General features: G+C 66.2%; 14 protein-coding genes and 1 pseudogene. 1 reads left to right on the top strand and 14 read right to left on the bottom strand.

Annotation, left to right across the window (positions count from 1 at the left end):
- Positions 1-150: 150 nt before the first annotated feature.
- The gene (locus H7F35_RS13125; protein WP_187113276.1) at positions 151-1,710 is read right to left on the bottom strand and encodes a recombinase family protein; all 1,560 of its coding nucleotides are present in this window, start codon (positions 1,708-1,710) and stop codon (positions 151-153) included.
- A 4-nt stretch (positions 1,711-1,714) separates the two neighbouring features.
- Between H7F35_RS13125 and H7F35_RS13120 the strand changes: the two are divergent.
- Positions 1,715-2,584 (top strand): annotated as a pseudogene (locus H7F35_RS13120) (YifB family Mg chelatase-like AAA ATPase); the annotation flags it as partial.
- A gap of 17 nt (positions 2,585-2,601) precedes the next feature.
- Here the strand turns inward: H7F35_RS13120 and H7F35_RS13115 are convergent.
- From H7F35_RS13115 to H7F35_RS13055, 13 genes are all read right to left on the bottom strand, one after another.
- The gene (locus H7F35_RS13115) at positions 2,602-3,783 is read right to left on the bottom strand and encodes a fumarylacetoacetate hydrolase family protein (RefSeq protein WP_187113275.1); all 1,182 of its coding nucleotides are present in this window, start codon (positions 3,781-3,783) and stop codon (positions 2,602-2,604) included.
- 72 nt (positions 3,784-3,855) lie between these two features.
- A complete protein-coding gene (locus H7F35_RS13110) occupies positions 3,856-7,605 on the bottom strand; it encodes a molybdopterin cofactor-binding domain-containing protein (RefSeq protein ID WP_187113274.1) in 3,750 nt (1,249 codons plus the stop codon).
- A 64-nt stretch (positions 7,606-7,669) separates the two neighbouring features.
- Positions 7,670-8,170 (bottom strand): (2Fe-2S)-binding protein, encoded by a 501-nt coding sequence (locus H7F35_RS13105; protein WP_187113273.1) that lies wholly within the window; start codon positions 8,168-8,170, stop codon positions 7,670-7,672.
- Positions 8,148-9,308, bottom strand: a complete 1,161-nt coding sequence (locus H7F35_RS13100; RefSeq protein WP_261803616.1) for an ABC transporter substrate-binding protein — start codon at positions 9,306-9,308, stop codon at positions 8,148-8,150. The genes H7F35_RS13105 and H7F35_RS13100 overlap by 23 nt, the downstream gene beginning before the upstream one ends.
- Positions 9,309-9,373: 65 nt before the next feature.
- Positions 9,374-10,099, bottom strand: coding sequence for a bifunctional nicotinamidase/pyrazinamidase (gene pncA, locus H7F35_RS13095; RefSeq protein WP_187113272.1), 726 nt, complete (start codon positions 10,097-10,099; stop codon positions 9,374-9,376).
- A 42-nt stretch (positions 10,100-10,141) separates the two neighbouring features.
- Positions 10,142-10,876, bottom strand: coding sequence for an ABC transporter ATP-binding protein (locus H7F35_RS13090; protein ID WP_093247116.1), 735 nt, complete (start codon positions 10,874-10,876; stop codon positions 10,142-10,144).
- On the bottom strand, positions 10,873-11,670 hold the full coding sequence (locus tag H7F35_RS13085; RefSeq protein ID WP_187113271.1) for an ABC transporter ATP-binding protein: 798 nt from the start codon (positions 11,668-11,670) through the stop codon (positions 10,873-10,875). Before H7F35_RS13085 ends, H7F35_RS13090 begins: the two co-directional genes overlap by 4 nt.
- Entirely contained in the window at positions 11,667-13,595 is a 1,929-nt protein-coding gene (locus tag H7F35_RS13080; protein WP_187113270.1) for an ABC transporter permease, read from the bottom strand. Before H7F35_RS13080 ends, H7F35_RS13085 begins: the two co-directional genes overlap by 4 nt.
- Before the next feature lie 81 nt (positions 13,596-13,676).
- Positions 13,677-14,885 carry an ABC transporter substrate-binding protein gene (locus tag H7F35_RS13075; protein ID WP_187113269.1) on the bottom strand — a complete coding sequence of 403 codons (1,209 nt, stop codon included), beginning with the start codon at positions 14,883-14,885 and terminating at the stop codon, positions 13,677-13,679.
- Between the two features lie 57 nt (positions 14,886-14,942).
- Entirely contained in the window at positions 14,943-15,527 is a 585-nt protein-coding gene (locus tag H7F35_RS13070) for an amino acid synthesis family protein (RefSeq protein WP_187113268.1), read from the bottom strand.
- A 413-nt stretch (positions 15,528-15,940) separates the two neighbouring features.
- Complete coding sequence (locus tag H7F35_RS13065) at positions 15,941-16,582, bottom strand: amino acid synthesis family protein (protein ID WP_187113267.1); 642 nt, start codon at positions 16,580-16,582, stop codon at positions 15,941-15,943.
- A 21-nt stretch (positions 16,583-16,603) separates the two neighbouring features.
- Positions 16,604-17,509 carry a UPF0280 family protein gene (locus H7F35_RS13060; protein WP_187113266.1) on the bottom strand — a complete coding sequence of 302 codons (906 nt, stop codon included), beginning with the start codon at positions 17,507-17,509 and terminating at the stop codon, positions 16,604-16,606.
- A 161-nt stretch (positions 17,510-17,670) separates the two neighbouring features.
- A complete protein-coding gene (locus H7F35_RS13055; protein ID WP_187113265.1) occupies positions 17,671-19,302 on the bottom strand; it encodes a 6-hydroxynicotinate reductase in 1,632 nt (543 codons plus the stop codon).
- Between the last annotated feature and the right edge of the window lie 43 nt (positions 19,303-19,345).

Raw genomic sequence — 19,345 nt, 5'->3', positions numbered from 1 at the left:
GCGCCCAAAGCGTCCTCCCAGTGAGCCATCGACATGAACAGGAACTGTTGCGGACCCAGGTGCGCAGACGATTCCCCGGTGTCGGCCAGTGGTCCACTCCGGGGTTTGGATGAATACCTGAGTGCGCGTCGCCTGATGTGGGTAGCCGCCCTATTCAAGGGGCCATCCGTAGGTCAGGCGGGTTTCGCCACCCTGAGCCCAAGCGAACTCCAGCTCTCCGTTCGGGTAGTCAACGGTAACGCTTTTCAAGACGCGTCGAAGGGCAGCGTTCGCCTTGGGAATGTCGAGCGTCTCAATATCCCCGGTGATGGTACGTTGAAGGTCATCGAGGGCCTTCCCCACGAAGATGGACGATGAGGTGCCAATCTGTTCTGCCAACAAAGCGAGGCGTTTCGTCAGTAGGTCGCGGTCTGCTTGGAGGATGTCGAGCCGTTGGCGAATAGGCCGGGACTCACCCCCATGACCGAGGGCGTCGAGAAGATTATCCATGGCGGCATCTACCGCGTCTCGCTGATCCTGCGTCGCTTGCCATTCTTGGTCGAGTCCCGACTGGCCTGATGGTGCCGTGCCGACGACAAACGAAGCGCCAATCGTGATGGCTGCGTCCACGTCCTTGACACGCACCGCCTTGTAGACACACCCCGCTCCTTGCTTGGCTCTCGAACAGACGAGGTAAGGGTGGCCTGCCTTGGTACGACTACCCTTGGTGATCCGGCTCATGCTCGCACCGCATAAGGGGCACACCGCTAGACCCGCAAGCAGGTGCCTTACGCCGCCGCTCCGTGGTCTAGCTGTAGCTTCCCGACCCGCCTTTTGCTTCATCGCCTGCGCTGCATGGAACGCCTCCTCATCGAGGATCGGGGGAAAGTACCCGAGAACAGGTTCACAAGGCGTGCGTACTGTTCGGCCATTGACCCGTTGATCCGTGTGCGGCACGAAGACTCCAATCACCGCTGGGTTAACGATAATTTTTGCGACATAGCTTCGGCGCCAGAACGTACCCCTGCCCCATGGCTTGACCGCAGCTTGGTTGAGTCGAGACGCAATCGACTCCAACCCTACGCCCCCCAGATAGTCGAGAAACATTCGCCGGACAACATCTGCACGGTCGGGGATGACATCGAAACCATTCTTTGCGGGGCGGGCTTTCAACCAAGCCGGTGCGATGCTTGTGAGATTCACAGTGCCGAGTCGCGAACGCTTAGCTTGCCACGCTTCCTTTAGCCGAGCCGCTTTGGTCGCGCTCTCACCATGGGCACGCATCATCTCAACGATGGCAATGATGAGTTCGTGCGGGTTCGCTCTTAGGGCCTCCCGGGAGTAGACACGCTCGGCTCCCTGCTGAAGCGTCACGACCGTTATTCCACGGCCGATGATCGACATCAATAAGCCTTGTGCTTCCACGATGTCGCTGCGGCTTAAGCGATCAAGCGACTCCACTAGAAGGTAGCTCCCTGCTGGAATGACGCCTTCGTAGACGAATTGTTGAAACTTAAAAAGGGCTCCCGTACGGGCGTTGTCGCCACTGAACGCTGAAACCCCAAGGTCTTGGAATGTGCTGGTGTCCAGATCGAGGCCGTGGCGGGCTGCGTAGAGAGTCGCAAGGTCTGTCTGTCGGCGGAGACTGTCGCCCTTCATTTGCTCGGGTGTACTGAAACGAAGATAGCTGTAGGCCTTAGGGCGAGTGGTAGTCGAAAGCATGGGGTCCATCGTACATTGCCTGTTGATGGTGGGCGAGCCGGGTTCGGGCAAGTCCATGCTCGCGCAACGCTTTGCCGGCCTGCTGCCGCCGATGAGCATCGACGAGGCATTGGAGAGTGCGGCCGTGGCCAGCTTGGGCGGGCGCTTCGCCACGGAAAGGTGGATGTCCCGCCCGACAGCCGCACCGCATCACACGGCCAGCGCGGTGGCGTTGGTGGGTGGCGGCTCTCCACCGCGGCCGGGCGAAATCTCGCGGGCCCACCATGGCGTGCTGTTCCTCGACGAATTTCCGGAGTTCGCCCGCGCAGCATTGGAAGCGCTGCGCGAGCCGCTCGAGACGGGCACGATCACGATCGCCCGCGCTGCGCGCCACGCAGAATTTCCCGCGCGTTTCCAACTGATCGCGGCCATGAACCCCTGCCCTTGCGGCTATCTCGGTGCCGCATCGAAGTCGTGCCGCTGCACGCCCGACCAGATCCTGCGCTACCAGGGCAAGCTCAGCGGCCCGCTGCTGGACCGCATCGACCTGCACATCGAAGTGCCTGCGGTGCCACCGCAGTTGCTGCTCGACGCGCCGCCCGGCGAATCGACCGACAACATCCGCGCCCGCGTGATCGCCGCGCGCGAACGCGCGATGCAGCGCCAGGGCACGGCCAACCAGTCGCTGCAAGGCAGTGCCATCGACAAGCATGCCGGACTGGATGCCCCGGCACGCCAGTTCCTGTTCAACGCCGCGAACAAGCTCGGATGGTCGGCGCGCAGCACGCACCGTGCGCTGAAGGTTGCGCGCACGATCGCCGACCTGGCGGGCACGAGCGCCGTGCAGGTCGTGCACGTGGCGGAGGCGGTGCAATACCGGCGAGCGCTGCGCGGGAGCGCATGAAGCCCGAGGGCCGCCAGTTACAACAGCCCGCGCCCGCCCAGGTTGCGCATCAGCGCGCCGATGCCGAAGGTCCATCGCGGCGCCTGATCGGCATGCACCACGCGATTGACCAGCGCGCCGAGTTCGGGGGCTGCGATGCGCACACGGTCGCCCACGACATGGGTGAATCCCTGGCCAGGCCCGTGACGGTCTTGGGTCGGCGCGAACATCGTGCCCAGAAACAACATGAAACCGTCAGGGTAGGCGTGATGCTTACCCACGGTCTGCGACACGAGGTCGAGCGGGTCGCGGCTGATCTTCGACAGCGAGCTTGAACCTTCGAGCGTGAAGCCCTCAGGCCCGGTCACTTCGAGCGCGACCGTGATGCAGCGCACATCCGCAATACCGAAGTGCGCATCGAACAAACGGATGAAGGGGCCGATGGCGCACGAGGCGTTGTTGTCCTTCGCCTTGCCCAGCAGCAGCGCGCTGCGGCCTTCGAAGTCGCGCAGGTTGACGTCGTTGCCGAGCGCCGCGCCCAGCGTCTGGCCCCGGCTGTTGACCGCGAGCACGACTTCGGGCTCGGGGTTGTTCCACACGGAACCCGAATGAATGCCGACATCGGCGCCGGTGCCCACGGCCGCCAGCACAGGGGCCTTGGTGAATATCTCGGCGTCGGGGCCGATGCCGACTTCGAGGTACTGCGACCACACGCCTTGCGCGATCAGCACCTCTTTGACCTTCGCCGCTTCGGGCGAGCCGGGCACGATGTTCGCGAGGTTGTCGCCCAACACATGGCCGATGGCGGCGCGCGTGGCTTCGGCCCGTGATGCATCGCCGCGCGCCTGCTCCTCGATCACGCGTTCGAGCAGGCTCGCAACGAAGGTCACGCCGCTGGCCTTGATGGCCTGCAGGTCGCAGGGTGCGAGCAGCCAGGGCTGGCTGTCATCGCGTGCGGTCTCGTCACTGTTGGCGAGCACGGCATCGAGCGCGGCGATGTGCGGTGCGTCTTTCAACGCGCGGCGCACGGCTTCGGCGGGCTGTGCCTCGCCTTCGAGCAGGTCGCTCATGGTCGGCGCGAGTGCCGTCAGGTCGTGCAGGCCGCCTTCGTGCACGGCCACCAGCACCGGGCCCACGCCCGGCTGCCAGATGCGTCCGACCAATGTGGCGCGCTCAGCGTCGCGGGGCAGGCTGGAAGAAGTCGAGAGGTTCAAGGACATGGCGCTGTGTCTCCGTGTGTGTCGCTACATGGCATCGTAGCGGCGCATCGCGGGCGACGACGGTCGGCCCTGTCAGTGTCCCGGTGCCGCACGCACGCGAGCGACTTCGGCGGGCAGGTCTTTCCACGCTGGTTCCTGCGGCGCGAAGCGTGCACGCATGTAGCCGGCCAGCTCGGCGATCTGCCGGTCGTCGAGCGCTTCGCGGAACGCAGGCATGAAGCCGATGTCGCGGTTCGCCGGCTCGCGCACGCCATCGAGGATGGTGCGCAGCAGGTTGTCGGGCCGCGCGCTCGTGAGGTTGCTGTTGAGCGCAAGCGGCGTGTTCACGCCCAGCAGCGTGGGGCCGTTGCCGTCGTGATGACACGAAGCACATGCGCTGTCGAACATGCGCTGCGCGGGGCCGAGCAACCGGCCTTGCGTGCGGGCCGCATTGTCGACCGCCTGTTGCGCGATGGCCTGCGGCTCGGCAGCCGGCAAAGGATTGAACGAGCCGAGGTAGGCGGCCATCGCACGCACGTCGGCGTCCGGCACCTGGGCCAGTTCGCGCACGACCTCGGCCATCGGTCCACCGGCGATGCCGTGGCGTGGCGAGTGGCCGTTGCGCAGGTAGCGGTAGAGCGCGTCGGCGTCCCACGGCACCGCCGACTTCGACAGATGCGTGAGCGGAGGCGCTTCCCAGCCATCGACCATCGCGCCCGAGAGAAAGGCGCTGCCGCCCTGCTCCGCGCCCAATGCATTGCGCGGCGTGTGGCAGGCGCCGCAATGGCCCAGGCCGTTGACGAGGTAGGCGCCACGGTTCCACTCGGCGCTTTGCGTGGCCACGGGTTGCAGCGGTGCAGGGTCGTGGAAGAGCGCGTTCCAGCCGGCCATCAGCGGCCGCATGCTGAACGGAAACTTGAGTGTCGACGCCGGCGTTTCAGCGCGCACCGCGGGCATCGACATGAAGTACGCATAGAGCGCCTGCAAGTCGTCGTCGCTGGTTTTCGCGAACGCTGTGTAGGGAAACGCGGGGTAGAGGTGATGGCCGTCGCGCGAGACGCCTTCGCGCATCGCGCGCTGGAAGGCGCTGAACGACCAGCGACCCAGGCCGGTGTCGGCATCGGGCGTGAGGTTGGTGGTGTAGAGCGTGCCGAAAGGCGTGTCCATCGCACGGCCACCCGCGTTGGGCGCGCCACCGGGCGCGGTGTGGCACACGGCGCAATCGCCGAGGGCGGCGAGCACGCGGCCGCGTTCGATGGTGGACGCGCTGTAGACCGGTGCGGTAAGGGACACGGGGGCGATGGCGGAGCGCCAGCCGAGCAGGCCGGCGATGACACCGATGCCGCCGATGAACAGCGCTGCGCCTGTCGCCCACACGCCCTTCCTCTTGGGCCAGATGGCTTCCGTATTGCTCCTTCCCCCTTTGGGGGAAGGTTGAGATGGGGGCACGGCAGCGTCACCATCCAAGCGCCGCACGCCCCCACCCCCGCCCTCCCCCGGAGGGGGAGGGCGCAAACCCCGGTTCAACTCCGCCAACACCGTCTCCGGCGTGAACGGCGGCGCCCTGAACCGCACACCCGTCGCATCGAAGATCGCGTTCGCAATCGCCGCCGTTCCCGGCACCGACGACGACTCGCCCGCCCCCAGCGAAGGCTCACCCGGCCGCGGCATGTGCATGACCTCGATCACCGGCACTTCGCGGAAATTGATGATCGGGTAGCTGCCCCACTCGCGGCTTGCGACCACGCCCGATGGCAGCACGCCGGGCAGTTGCGCACCACCAGACTCCGTGCCCTGCTGCGACGCGAACTGCACGCGCTCCTTGAGCGCGCGGCTGGTGGTCTGGATCACGTTGCCGTGCACCTGATGCTCGACACCCGCGGGGTTGATCATCAAACCCGCGTCATGCCCCACCACGACACGGCGCACATGCACCTCGCCGGTCTTGCGATTGACCTCGACATCGGCCACCCACGCAGCCCATGCGGCACCGAAGCCGGGCCATTTGCTGTGGATGTAGCGCGCATACGCAAAGCCCTGGCCGAAGAGGATGTCGCCACCCTCCCCCAGCCCGCCGTCGACGTTTTCCTGCGGCCCGGTGCGCATGCGCCAGCCGGCCTTCTGCGCGGTGGCCTGCACCAGCTCGACCGCGCGCGGATCTTCCAGATGGCGCAGCCGGAACTGCACCGGATCGACACCCGCCGCCGTCGCCAGCTCATCGATGTACGACTCGTGCGCGAACGAACTCGGCAGCGCCGACACGCCGCGCAGCCACGAGGCGCGCACGATCGGCGCCATGTCGTTGACCTTCACGCGCAGGTTGTCGTAGGTATAAGGCGGGCGCGCCGTACGGTCGCCCATCTCGAAGGATTGCGCCACCGGCTCGATGGTGCGTGTGAGCAGCAGCGCGAGCGTGGGCGCTCCGTTCGATGGGTATGAAGTCTCGAAGTCGTAAGCGGCGATGCGGCCATCGGCCATCAGGCCGCCGTCGATCTCCATGAGCTGCGCGGCACCCTTCGGCTCCCACGCGTGTTCCTGCTCGCGCGTGAGCTGCACGCGCACCGGCATGCCGACAGCGCGTGCAAGCAGCGCGGCATCTGCCGCCACGTCGTCGGCACCGTTGCGGCCATAGCAGCCGGCGGCCTCCATGCGGACCACGTCGACCTGCACGTCTTCGACACCCATGAGCTTCGCCAGATCGTCGCGCAGCACATGCGGGTTCTGAGAGCCGGCCCAGCAACGCAACTGCATGCCGCTGCCATCGGCCGGCTGCCAGTCGGCCAGCGCGCACGAGGGTCCGATGGACGCGTGCATCTGATACGGCCACACGTAGGTGCGCGGCATCGGATGCGCGGCCGCTGCAAGAGCGCCGTCGACATCGCCTTCATCGACCAGCAGGCGCTGCGTCGAAGGGTTGTCGCGCAGGGCCTGCGCAACGTCCGACAGGTCGGGCATGCCGGGCCACGGCTTCCATGTCACACGCAGTTCGCGCAGTGCCTGCTCGGCATGTTCCTCGCGCTCGGCCACGATGCCGACGAAATCGCGGATGACGACCACGGCGCGAATGCCGGGGATGTGTGCAATGGAGGATTCATCGACGGAATCGAGCGTGTTGCCGATGAAATCGCCATGGTCTGCGCCGGCGTAGGGCGGGCGCACCACGCGACCATGCAGCATGCCGGGCACGCGCATGTCGTGCACGAACACGAGTTCGCCCGCGAGCTTGGCGGGAATGTCGACGCGCGCCTGCCGTGTGCCGACGACACGGTAGTCGGCTGGGTTCTTGGGCTGCGCTTGCGGATCGAGCCGCAGCACGGTGCGCTGGCCCATCAGCAGTTCGGCATAGCTCACGTGTAAGTTCGGCGCCTCGGTGACACGCACCACGCCATTGCGCACCTGCAGCGCATCGACCGCCACGCCAAGGCGCTCGGCCGCGCGCGCCAGCAGCCAGGCCCGCGCCTGCGCAGCGGCAAGGCGCAGCGGCTGCGAATGGATCTGGATCGACGCGCTCGCGATCGTCGCGCCCTGGTTGGGCACGCGCGCCGTGTCGCCGAGCATCATGCGCACGCAGGGCATGCCGAGGTCGAGTTCCTCGGCCACGATCTGCGCGAGCGCGGTCTGGATGCCCGTGCCCAGGTCGACGTGGCCGTTGAGCGCCGATGCGCTGCCGTCGTCCCACACGGCGAGCAGGATCTCGTCGCCCTCGATCGGGTTGCCGGCGATCAGCGCAGGCTGGCCCTTCGCGGGCGGGGGTGCGGGCGGGGCCTCGCGCACGACGAGCAGGACGCCATCGGCAGCGAAGAACTCCGCACGGGTTTGCGGCAGATCGGCGCGGCGTGTCATCGGATTTTCTCCCTCTCCCTCTGGGAGAGGGGACAAGACCTCGAGAGGGGACAACGCGGGCGGCTCATGGGTTCGGCTTTGCGCGCATGCGCAGCGCCGCGCGCTGCACCGCATCAAGGATCTCGATATGCGTGCCGCAACGGCACAGATTGCCCGACAGCTCACTGCGGATGCGCGCATCACTCGCCTGCGGATCGCGTGCGAGCAACGCCGCCGCCTGCATGACCATGCCGTTGAGGCAGTAGCCGCACTGCGCCGCCTGCGCATCCTCGAAGGCGGCCTGCACCGGATGCCAGTTGCCCCGCGTCCCCAGCCCTTCGAGCGTGGTGATCGCACGACCCGCCACGCCATGCGCCGGAATCACGCAGGCACGCGCCGCCACGCCATCGACGTGCACCGTGCAGGCACCGCACTGTCCCAGCCCGCAGCCGTACTTGGGGCCGTTCAGCCCCAGGTCGTTGCGCAGCAGGTGCAGCAGCGTCGCCTCGCGCGGCACACCGGCGATCGCGTGGGCCTGGCCGTTGACCCGCAGGTGCAGCGGCTCAGCGCCGCAACTGGCCGTCACGGGTGTACATCTCCAGGTCCACGAAGGTCGAGCCGTTGTGGTTCTTCGCGCTGTAGTCGACGGGGAAGTCGCCGAAGCGCGCGCTGCCGATGCTTTCGAGCCCGGCGATGAAACTGTCGCGCGTGAGCGTCTTGCCCGCGCGGCGCAGGCCCTCGACCATCACGCGCGCAACGATGTAGCCCTCGAGCGCGGTGTAGCTGTCGATCTTCTCGCCGAACTCGGCGCGGTCGCGCTGGTAGTCGGCCACGATGGGCACGCGCAGGCCCTGCGGCGGCGGCACGATGCTGGCCGTGACCAGCCCGGCGAGCTTGCCGTCGAGCCGCTTGGCGGAGCCGGCCGCGTCGGTGATGCCGACCGACAGTGTGTACAGCGGTGCAGCCACCGCATTGGCGCGGTAGTCGCGAATGAACACCTCGACCATGCGGCCCGCCATGATCATCACGACCGCACCGGGCTTGGCTTCGGCCAGGCTCGCGACGACGGACTTCGCGTCCTCCGCCGTGATGGCCAGCGGCAAGGTCTTGAGCACCTTGAGCTTGTAGTCGCCCGCCAGCTCCTCGCAGGTCGCGAGGTTCGACTTGCCGAAGGCGCTGTCCTGGTACACCACCGCAATCGACTGAATGCCCAGGGTCGAGAGGTGGCTGATGATCTTGCGCAATTCGAGGTCGTAGCCCGCGCGCACGTGGAACAGGTAGCGGTTGGTCTTGGTGCGGAACGACGTGGTGCCCACCAGCGGCGCGAACATCGGCACGCCGGCCTTTTCCGCGAGAGGCATCGCAGCCGCGAGGTTGCCGGTGGCGACATAGCCGGTGAGCGCGAAGACCTTGTCTTCATCGATCAACTTGGCCGTGTTGACGGCCGTCTTCGCGGGATCGTAGGCATCGTCGTACGTGACCAGTTCGATCTTGCGGCCGTTGACGCCGCCTGACTTGTTGACACGGTCGAAGCAGAGCTTGATGCCCGCGCGGTAGTCGACGCCGAAGTCCTTGGCCGGGCCGCTGAACACGGCCGACTGGCCGATGCGGATGGTGGTGTCGGTCACGCCGTTGTCCGCGCGTGCCTGCCGCAAAAGACCGGGGCCGAGCGCCAGCGCTGCGCCGCCCGCCACCATCGCGCGCCTGGAAATCGAAAGCTTCATGCGTCGTTTGTCTCGTTGTCTTTTGCGGTTGTTGCGGTCGCCGCAGGTTGCCGGCCCTGCGTGCCTCAGGCGGCCTGGATGTCGCCCGACTGGATGCGTTTGACGCCCTTGGCCGCCATCTGCTTCCACGCGGCGGCCAGCGAGCCGTTGAGGTCAATGCCGCGCGTGGCGTCTTCGATCACGTAGGCGTCGAAGCCAGCCTTGCGCGCATCCATCGCGGTCCAGGCCACGCAGAAGTCGGTGGCAAGACCTGTGACGAACACGGTCTTGATGCCGCGCGCCTTGAGGTAGCCAGCCAGGCCCGTCGCCGTCTTGTGATCGGCTTCCTCGAAGGCCGAGTAGCTGTCCATCTCCTTGTGGAAGCCCTTGCGGATGATGAGCTGCGCGGTCGGCACTTTCAGCTCCTTGCCGAGCGCCGCGTCTTCCGTGCCCTGCACGCAGTGGTCCGGCCACAGCACCTGCGTGCCGTAGCTGAGCTTGGTGGTCTCGAACGGCTTCTTGCCCGAGTAGGTGCTCGCGAAGGACGCATGGCCTGCGGTGTGCCAGTCTTGCGTGACGACGATGTTGTCGAACGCCGGCGCCAGTGCGTTGATGACCGGAATGACTTCGTTGCCGCCCTTGACCGCGAGCGTGCCGCCGTCGAGAAAGCAGTTCTGCACATCGACCACGATCAGCGCCGCCTTGCTGCCGGGCTTGATCTTGCCGGCCGCGAAAGCGCTGAGGCCGAAACTGCCGAGGCCGCTGACCAGACCGAGGGCGGCGGCGGATTTCACAAGGGTTCTGCGATGCATGGCGTGGACTCCGGTGGGTTGAGGAAATTCAGGTACTGAAAATCAAACGCTCAGGTAGGCACGACGCACTTCGTCGTTGGCGGCCAGCTCGGCCATCGTGGCGTGATAGCGGATCTGCCCCTTCTCCAGCACGTAGGCGCGATCGGACACGAGTTCGGCAAAGTGCATGTTCTGCTCCGACAGCAGGATGCTCACGCCCTGCGCCTTCAGCTCGAGGATCATGTTCGCCATCTGTTCGACGATCACCGGCGCCACGCCTTCGGAGGGTTCGTCGAGCAGCACGAGGTAAGGATTGCCCATGAGCGTGCGCGCCACGGTGAGCATTTGCTGCTCGCCACCGCTCATGCGACCGCCCGGACGGTTGGGCATTTCGCCGAGGTTGGGAAACAGCTTGAACAGGCGCTCGGGCGACCACAGCGGCGCGTCGGTGCCATCGGCCCAGCGGCGTGCGGGCTGCTTGCCGACTTCGAGGTTCTCCATCACCGTGAGGTCGGTGAACACGCGCCGGTCTTCCGGCACGAAGCCCAGGCCCAGGCGCGCCGCATGATGCGGCTCGCTCTTTGAAATGTCGTGGCCGAGAAAGCGCACCGCGCCGCGGCGCTTGGCGAGCATGCCGATCAGCGCTTTCAGCGTGGTGGACTTGCCTGCGCCGTTGCGGCCCATGAGCGCGACCACTTCGCCGCGGCGCACGTCAAGGTCCACGTCGTAAAGAATCTGCGCGGCGCCGTACCAGGCGCACAGGGCCTTGGCTTCCAGCAGGGGTTCGTGCGTGCTCATGCGACTGTCTCTCCAATGGCCGCAGCCTTTTCGGCGATTTTCTTCTCGAAGGTCTTGCCGGTGCCGAAGTAAACCTCCTGCACCTTGGGATGGTCGCGGATCTCCAGCGGCTTGCCCTGTGCGATGAGGCGCCCGCGCGCCAGCACGATCATGCGGTCGGCATAGGCGAACACCACGTCCATGCTGTGCTCCGTAAACAGCACGGCCATGCCGCGCTGGATTACGAGGTCCTTGGTCAAGGCCATCAGCGAGTTGCGCTCCTGGGGTGCCATGCCGGCGGTGGGCTCGTCCATCAGCAGCAGCTTGGGGCTGTTGGCCATCGCGATGGCGAGTTCGACGCGCTTCACGTCGCCGTAGGCCAGCACGCTGCAGGGCCGGTCGGCCTGCGACTTCATGCCGACCTGGTCGAGCAGCTCCAGCGCTTCGTCGCGCTTGTGGTCGGCCGCGCGGCGCCACATCGAGAACAGCTTGCCGTCGTGCGAGAGCAAGGCCATCTGCACGTTCTCGACCACGGTGAGCGAGGCAAAGGTCTCGGCGATCTGGAAGGTGCGGCCCACGCCCTTGCGCCAGATCTCGCGCGGCTTGCGGCCCACGAGTTCCTGGCCGTCGAGCGTGATCGAGCCCTGGTCCGCCTTGAGCTGGCCGTTGACCATGTTGAAAGTGGTGGACTTGCCGGCGCCGTTGGGGCCGATGAGTGCGAGCAGTTCGCCGGCCGGCAGCTCGAAACTGATGCCGTCCACGGCCTTGACGCCACCGAACGATTTACCGAGGTTGCTGACTTTGAGGAGACTCATGCCTTCACCTCCTTGAGCTTGGCTTCGGCATCCGCGTCGGGCTTGGGTGCACGCCAGCGATCGGCCAACTGCTTGATCGAACCCGCGATACCTTGCGGGAACAGCAGCACCAGGATCAGGATGATCGCACCGAGCATCGCTCGCCAGTAGTCGGTGTTGCGTGCCACGGTGTCGTGCAGCCAGGTGAAGGTGATGGCGCCGACCACCGGCCCCGCCAGCGTCTGGATGCCGCCGAGCAGCACCATCACGAGGCCGTCGACCGATTTGCCGACCGACAGGCTTTCAGGCGAGATGCTGCCCTTCGAGAAGGCATACAGCGCACCGGCCAGACCGGCCACCGTGCCCGCAATCACGAACGCGGCCCACTGCATGCGCTTGACGTCGATGCCGATGGCATCGGCGCGCAGCACCGAATCGCGGCCCGCGCGCAGCGCATAGCCGAAGGGCGAGAACAGCACGCGCCGCAACCACCACACGCCAGCGCCGACGAGCACCAGCGTGAGCCAGTAGTAGGCCTGCTTGTTGGAAAGCCACTCGGAAGGCCACACGCCGGTCAGGCCGTTGCTGCCGCCCGTGAAGCTGTCCCACTGGTAGGTGATGGCCCAGGTGATCTGCGCGAAGGCCAGCGTGAGCATCGCGAGGTACACGCCCGAGAGCCGCACCGCGAACCAGCCGTAGACCAGCGCGCCGAGCGCCGCCACGACAGGCGCGGCGATGAGCGCGACTTCCATCGGCAGGTGCAGCGCACGCACCAGCAGCGCAGCGCCGTAGGCACCGAGTCCGAAGTACGCCGCGTGGCCGAAGGAGTGCATGCCCGCCGGCCCCATGATGAAGTGCAGGCTGGTGGCGAAGAGCGCGGCGATCAGCAGGTCGATCATCAACACCAGCGTGTAGGGCGAGTTCACCGTCAGCAGCGGCAGCACGGCGAGCATCAGCGCGAGCACTGCGGCGGCGACAAGGTAGGCATTGCTCGGTCGGCGCAACGGCTCTTCCTGCATGCCCACGTAGCGGCTTGGCGCCTGCGGCCGGCCGAACAGGCCCCAGGGGCGCCACACCAGCACGATTGCCATCACCAGGAAGTCGACCATCAGCGTGAGCTTGGAGAAAGACACGTCGATGCCGAAGATCTGCACCACGCCCAGCCAGATGCACACGGCCTTGATCTCGGCAATGAGCAGCGCCGCCACGTAGGCGCCGGGCAACGAGCCCATGCCGCCCACCACGACCACCACGAAGGCGGCGCCGATGGTGTTCAGGTCCATCTCGAGCGTGGCGGGTTCGCGCGGCAACTGCAACGCGCCACCGAGGCCGGCGAGCAATGCGCCGAGCGCGAACACGGCCGTGAACAGCCAGGCCTGGTTGACGCCCAGCGCGCTGACCATTTCGCGGTCTTGCGTGGCGGCGCGCACCAGCGTGCCGAAGCGCGTGCGCGTCAGCAGCAGCCACACAAGCCCCAGCACCAGCGGGCCGACGACGATCAGGAACAGGTCGTAGGTCGGAAACTGCCGGCCCAGGATTTCGAGGGAGCCCTTGAGCCCCGGTGCACGCGGGCCGAGCAATTCGTCAGGGCCCCAGAGCCACAGCACCGCGTCCTTGATGACGAGCACGAGCGCGAAGGTTGCCAGGAGCTGGAACAACTCGGGCGCCTTGTAGATGCGGCGCAGCAGCAGCACTTCGATGAGCGCGCCGAGCACGCCGACCGACACCGCCGCGATCAGCAGCGCGGGCCAGAAGCCCAGGCTCGAACCCAGCTTGTCGACGAGCGTGTACGCGAGATAGATACCGACCATGAAGAACGAACCATGGGCGAAGTTGACGATGCGCGTCACGCCGAAGATCAACGAAAGACCGGCCGCCACGAAGAAGAGCGAGGACGCGCCGGCCAACCCGTTGAGCAACTGAACAACGAAGCCTGAAAAGCTCATGAGGGACCCTGAGGAAACTGGAGACATCCGCGCCGGCCGCCATCAATCAGCGGCGGCTGGCGCGTTGCAGGAGCCGTGCGGTCAGTCCGCAGGGCGCATCTTTTTCACTTCGTCGTCGGACGGCTGGAACTTGGCGCCGTCGAGGTAGACGTAGTCGACCATCACGCCCTTGCCGCCGTCGTTCTTGGTCTTGCCGACGTACGCGCCCATGGTGGACTGGTTGTCCTGCGCGCGGTAGTTGATCTTGCCGAAGGGCGTGTCGACCTGCAGGCCCTTGAAGGCCGCGACGAGCTTTTCGGTGTCGGTGCTGCCAGCCTTCTTGATACCGGCCGCGATCGAGTGGATGGCGCTGTAGCCCACTACCGAACCCAGGCGCGGGTAGTCCTTGAACTTGGCCTGGTAGGCATCGAGGAAGGCCTTGTGCTCGGGCGTCTTGACGCCGTTCCACGGGTAGCCGGTCACGATCCAGCCGTTGGGCGCTTCGTCCTTCAGCGGGTCGAGGTACTCGGGCTCGCCGGTCAGCACGCTGACGACTTCACGGTCCTTGAACAGGCCACGCGTGTTGCCTTCGCGCACGAACTTGGAGAGGTCGGCGCCGAACAGCACGTTGAAGATCGCGTCGGGCTTGGCATCGGCCAGGGCCTGTACCACGCTGCCGGTGTCGACCTTGCCCAGCGGCGGCGCCTGCTCGGTGACGAACTCGACGTCGGGCTGCGCGGCCTTCAGCAAGGTCTTGAAGGTGGCGGCCGACGACTGGCCGTATTCGTAGTTGGGGTACACGATGGCCCAGCGCTTTTTCTTGAGCTTGGCGGCCTCTGGCACCAGCATCGCGACCTGCATGTAGGTCGAGGGGCGCAGGCGGTAGGTGTACTTGTTGCCGTTGCTCCAGACGATCTTGTCGGTGAGCGGTTCGGCGGCCAGGTAGAAGAATTTCTTTTGCTTGGCGAAGTCGGTCAGCGCCAGGCCGGTGTTCGACAGGAAGGCGCCGGCCAGCACGTCGACTTTTTCGCGCGAGATGAGTTCTTCGGCCACGCGCACGGCGTCGCCGGGGTTGGCGTTGTCGTCGCGGCTGATGAGTTCGATCTTCTTGCCGTTGATGCCACCCTTGGCATTGATCTCGTCGACCGCCAGTTCCATGCCCTTCTTGTAGGGCTCCAGGAAGGCGGGCTGCGCCTTGTAGCTGTTGATTTCACCGATCTTGATCACGCCCTGCGCATGCGCGGGGACAAGGGCCGCTGTGGCCAGCGTGACGACGGAAGCGGCGCAGAAAACATGGCGCAATGGAATCATCGGGAAGCTCCTTGGGTTCGAACAGAAAACACGATGCTGTGATGGTGAGAAGACGGGTCAACGCAGACCGTCTTCGCCCTTGATTTCGCTGACTTGCAGGCCGCCGATGCGGGGCAGCGGACGACCGCTGTCGGTGACGGCCACGGCGACCACGATTTCGTTGGCGCGCGGTGCGTCGGACACGCGGGCTTCGATGGCGTCGAAGTGGCTGCGCACGAAGGCGGCGTCTTTGTGGCCGAGCGGCACGTCGATGGCGGTGCCCAGCGTGCCTTGCTTCTTGGCCGAGGGCACGAGCGCCGCGCCCTTCTCGACCGCCAGCCGCAGCGGCGCACCGAGCTTGGGGTGCAGGATGGCGGCCGCATGTTCGAGTTCGCCGTTCTCGCCGACGATGGCAGCCTTGCCGTAGCTCTGCGCCTGGCCGGGCTCGATGCCAAGCGCCTTCACAGCCTTCTGGCCCAGCAGCGCGCCGAGTTCTTCGCCGATGGCGATGAGTTCGTCGAGGTTCTCGTTGTAGCGGCCAGCGTAGGGGTTCTCGATCACGGCAATGGCGACGGCACGGCGCGTGGGCGGTGAAACGTCGCGGCCCATTTCCCTGCGGGTTTCATCGACCTGGATGACGAGCTTGCGGATGTTGGCGGTCATGTTCTCTTGATTCCTTGTCTCTGGTGCTGCGGCTTGTTAGCGGTGTGTGCGCGGTCAAGGTGCTTTGTGTTCGGTGGGCTTTTGTCGCGGTGCTGCTGTTCGGAGCGGGTTCGGGTTCGTTCGGGGCGAGTGCGAATGACACCGGGTGCTCCCCTCCGCGAATGTCCCCCGCTTCGCTCCTCCTTTATTTCGCTGCGGGGAGCACCCGGTGTCATTCGCACATGGACACGCTGCTGATGTACCGCTGATCAACGACTGCTCTGTCCAACGCTCGCGCCGATACGGGGCTCTTTTTCGCGAAATAAAGGAGGAGCGAAGCGGGGGACATTCGCGAAAAAGAGCACCGTGTCGGCGTGAGTGTCGCCCTGAACGACACACGCCAAACACAGCGCGACGAACAGAAAAGCAAGGCGTCATCTCAAACCATCCCACTTGCTGATGTCCTTGGCAAGCAGGCCGCCAACGCGAGCGTGCACCCGGTAACCAGTGCTCATCGCAAGGATGAAGACGATCTCGTCCGCAGCCGGCGCACCCGGTACGCGCACTTCGATGGCGTCGAACTGGCCACGCACGTAGCTGGCATTGATGTTGGTGAGCGGCACGTCGAGCGTGGCGCCGGGCGGACCGACCTTCTTGGTCGAAGGCACGATGGAAAGTGCATTGGCAGGCTGGCCGGATTTCTCTTCGGCCTTGCCCGCTGTGTAGGCCACGCGACTGCCCTTCCAGCCGAGCAGTTCGCGCATCGCATAACCGCCGGGCACATGCCAGAGCGCGCCGTGTTCCAGCTCGCCATCGGCGCCGACGATGGCGCCCTTGCCGTAGGTGGCGATCTGGTCGAGCGGCACGTCCATCGCGGCGTGCAGCTTGTGCGCCATGTCGACGCCCACGGGATCGAGCAGCGCCATCATCGGAAGGATGTCGGGCTCGTAGCGGCCGGCGAAAGGATTGGTCAGCACGACGCCGATGGCACCACGCACCAACGGGGTGTCGGCACGCGGTCCGAACTCGTGGTGGATGTGCTCGACATGGGTGAAGACGCGACGAATTTCGATCATGAAAAAGAACCTTGCTTTTCGTTAAGCAAATACTGAACCAACTGTCTTTGGCAGCTCTGCCTTGAGCGCCTTCGAGCATAAGGGCTCGACAAGTCGCCACTGCCCCTGACAAACGAGTAGAACGGCCCACACGAGCCCGCCTTTTTGCAGCACCTTCGCGCAGATCACGCCCGTATCGAGTGCGCTCTTGACCTGCGAAGGTGCAAGCGTCGGCACATCGACAGTGACGAGGGTGTCGCCCAGGTCGCTGTTGTCCTTGCATTCGCTGGCGGGGCGACGGCGGATGGCGTCGTCATCGACATCGACTGCGTTGGCGATCACGGTGGCGGCGGCGTCGGCCTGCGCCGCTGTGGCGGCCAGCACCGTCACGCTGTCGGCGATGCCCAGCGAGAAGCTGCGGCCGCGCCAGCCGCTGGTGGCCACGCCGCGCACGGGCTGCTCTTCGCGCAGCTCGAACTGGCCGTCGGTGGTCAGCAGGCCGCTGTTCTCGCGCCAGTCGAAGCGCGCGATGTCGGCGAACACACCGACGCGCGCACTCTGGCCGGGGGCGAGGTGCAGCGCAATGTCGCCGCCGTTGTTGATCCACGCGCGTTCGATGCCGGGGCGCTCGTAGAAAGGCATCAGCTCTTGCGCCACGGCACCCGCGACCGCCGCCATCGGCGTGATGAACATGGGCGAGAACGCAGCGCAGGCGTCCCACATGCGGCGCGCGACGACGCCGCGCGGACGCATCTTGTCGGTCACGGGCAGACGCAGCAGCGGCAGTTCTTGCACCAGCTCTTCGAGCACGTAAGTAAAGCGCGCCCAGGCCGCGTCGTGCGCAGCCGCGACGGCATACGGGTCGCCGTGCGCCTCGGCCACGATGTCGATCGGGCCATGGTTGAAGTGCCAACGGTCGTTGTCGAGCGCTGTGCGTTGGGCGGTCATGGCTCGCCCCCAGGCTGCGCGCATTTCTCCCTCCCCTTCCGGGGGAGGGTCGGTGTGGAGGCACGCGGCGCATCCATCAGGCGCTCTGCCCGCCCCCATCCCAGCCTTCCCCCAGCGGGGGAAGGGGCAAGAGCCACGGCGCACGTTGACGCGAGCATTTTTCAACCCAGCATCGGAGCGTGGCCGAGCGGCCACGGATTGGCCTCGTCCACGATGAGCCATTGGCGCGCGATCGGTGCGCCGTCTTCCTGCCATGCACCGCGCGCGAGCGCCTGTTCGAGCGAGAAGATGTGGCCCATGTGGCCGCCGAGCGCTTCGTAGTCGTCGCGCCGCATGCTGAACTCGATGGGCGCCACGATGGCCGGGGTGGGCACGGTGCCGAAGCTGTTGTCGGGCATGCGCATGACATCGGCCATCACGGTGATGCCGCCGCCAGGCCACACATAGGCCGGCGCACCGCCGCAGGTGACGTTGACCAGCGCGCGCTTGATGGCGCGCGTCAGCAGCACAGGGTTTTCGGTGACGCCCGCGCGCAGGCTGCCGCCGGCGCCGCCGAGGAACAGCACGGTGCACAGCGAAGGCTCGCAGTTCTCGCCGATGCGATCGACGATGCGCTTCACTTCGGCGGGCATGTCCTGCTCGATGGGCTTGAGCGCTTCGTCGAGCACGTACCACTGCGCGTGCTCACCGGTGGTCGATGTCATCAACAGGCGCAGGCCCGGGCGCGCAACGCCCTCTTCCCAGCCTTCGATGATCGACAGTGGATCGGCGATGTCGGTGCCACCCCAGCCGTTGCCTGGGTTCGCCACCTGGAAGTAGCGCCCCGGCGTCGATTTGCGGCCCAGCATCTGGATGCCCGAGGGCGCCATGTCGAGGCAGCGGCCGGCCTGGTGTTCGGTGAGCACGCCGGTGATGTGATCATCGACCACCACCACCTCGTCGGCCACGCCCGCGAACTGGCGCGCGAAGATGCCGACCGCCGCCGAGCCGCAGCCCACGCGCATGCGCTGCTCTTCGACGCCATTGACGATGGGCGCCTTGCCGGCCTGGATGACGAGGGTGGAGCCGCCGTCGATGGTGCACTCCACCGCCTTCTTGTTGCCCAGCAGCTGCATCAGCTCGGCCGTCATGCGGCCTTCCTTCTTGCTGCCGCCGGTGAGGTGGTGCACGCCGCCCAGCGAGAGCATCTGCGAGCCGTACTCGGCCGTGGTGACGTGGCCCACCACTTCGCCGCGGTAGCGCACGTTGGCCTGCTCGGAGCCGAGGAAGCGGTCGGTGTCGATCTTCACCTTGAAGCTGCAGTAGCTGAAGATGCCTTCGGTGACGACGGTGACCATGTCGACGCCACGGGCCTTGGAGGCCACGATGAAGGGGGCGGGCTTGTAGTCGGGGTAGGTGGTGGAAGAGCCCACGCCGGTGACGAAGACTTCGTCGGCGTGCAGCAGGTCGCCGTTCCAGTCGGGTGCGGCTGCTGAGTCGGCGGCTTCGGCTGCCGGGGCTTCAGTGGTGCGATTGAACGACACCAGCGCAGGCGCATCGGCTGCGATCGTGCGGCGCAGCAGCACCACGGGGTCGACACGCACCAGCACGCCCTCTTTGTTGGCATAGCGATCGCAGGCACCGGTGCGGCCATCGGAGATCTGGCACAGCACGGGGCATGCGTTGCACTCGACCTTGGCTGTGCTCATGCGCTCGTTGCGTGGCGCAGCCTTGCCGAAGGCGCTGCTGCCGGCTTCGGCGACCACCGGCATGTCCATGCCGGGCAATCCGTCTGTCTTGGTGTGTTCTGTCATCGGGGCGATCTCGTGGGCGTGTGTCGGGCAATACCGTTCGGCG

Source organism: Variovorax sp. PAMC26660 (genome assembly GCF_014302995.1).
Lineage (GTDB): Bacteria > Pseudomonadota > Gammaproteobacteria > Burkholderiales > Burkholderiaceae_C > Variovorax.
The sequence above is the reverse complement of the archived record's forward strand: the minus strand, read 5'-3'. Positions and strand labels throughout refer to the sequence as shown.

Bases quoted from the DNA above. Each gene is read 5' to 3' on its own strand.
- H7F35_RS13125 (WP_187113276.1), bottom strand. From the start codon at position 1,710: ATGGACCCCATGCTTTCGACTACCACTCGCCCTAAGGCCTACAGCTAT.
- H7F35_RS13115 (WP_187113275.1), bottom strand. From the start codon at position 3,783: ATGTCCTTGAACCTCTCGACTTCTTCCAGCCTGCCCCGCGACGCTGAG.
- H7F35_RS13110 (WP_187113274.1), bottom strand. From the start codon at position 7,605: ATGACACGCCGCGCCGATCTGCCGCAAACCCGTGCGGAGTTCTTCGCT.
- H7F35_RS13100 (WP_261803616.1), bottom strand. From the start codon at position 9,308: ATGAAGCTTTCGATTTCCAGGCGCGCGATGGTGGCGGGCGGCGCAGCG.
- pncA (WP_187113272.1), bottom strand. From the start codon at position 10,099: ATGCATCGCAGAACCCTTGTGAAATCCGCCGCCGCCCTCGGTCTGGTC.
- H7F35_RS13090 (WP_093247116.1), bottom strand. From the start codon at position 10,876: ATGAGCACGCACGAACCCCTGCTGGAAGCCAAGGCCCTGTGCGCCTGG.
- H7F35_RS13085 (WP_187113271.1), bottom strand. From the start codon at position 11,670: ATGAGTCTCCTCAAAGTCAGCAACCTCGGTAAATCGTTCGGTGGCGTC.
- H7F35_RS13080 (WP_187113270.1), bottom strand. From the start codon at position 13,595: ATGAGCTTTTCAGGCTTCGTTGTTCAGTTGCTCAACGGGTTGGCCGGC.
- H7F35_RS13075 (WP_187113269.1), bottom strand. From the start codon at position 14,885: ATGATTCCATTGCGCCATGTTTTCTGCGCCGCTTCCGTCGTCACGCTG.
- H7F35_RS13070 (WP_187113268.1), bottom strand. From the start codon at position 15,527: ATGACCGCCAACATCCGCAAGCTCGTCATCCAGGTCGATGAAACCCGC.
- H7F35_RS13065 (WP_187113267.1), bottom strand. From the start codon at position 16,582: ATGATCGAAATTCGTCGCGTCTTCACCCATGTCGAGCACATCCACCAC.
- H7F35_RS13060 (WP_187113266.1), bottom strand. From the start codon at position 17,509: ATGACCGCCCAACGCACAGCGCTCGACAACGACCGTTGGCACTTCAAC.
- H7F35_RS13055 (WP_187113265.1), bottom strand. From the start codon at position 19,302: ATGACAGAACACACCAAGACAGACGGATTGCCCGGCATGGACATGCCG.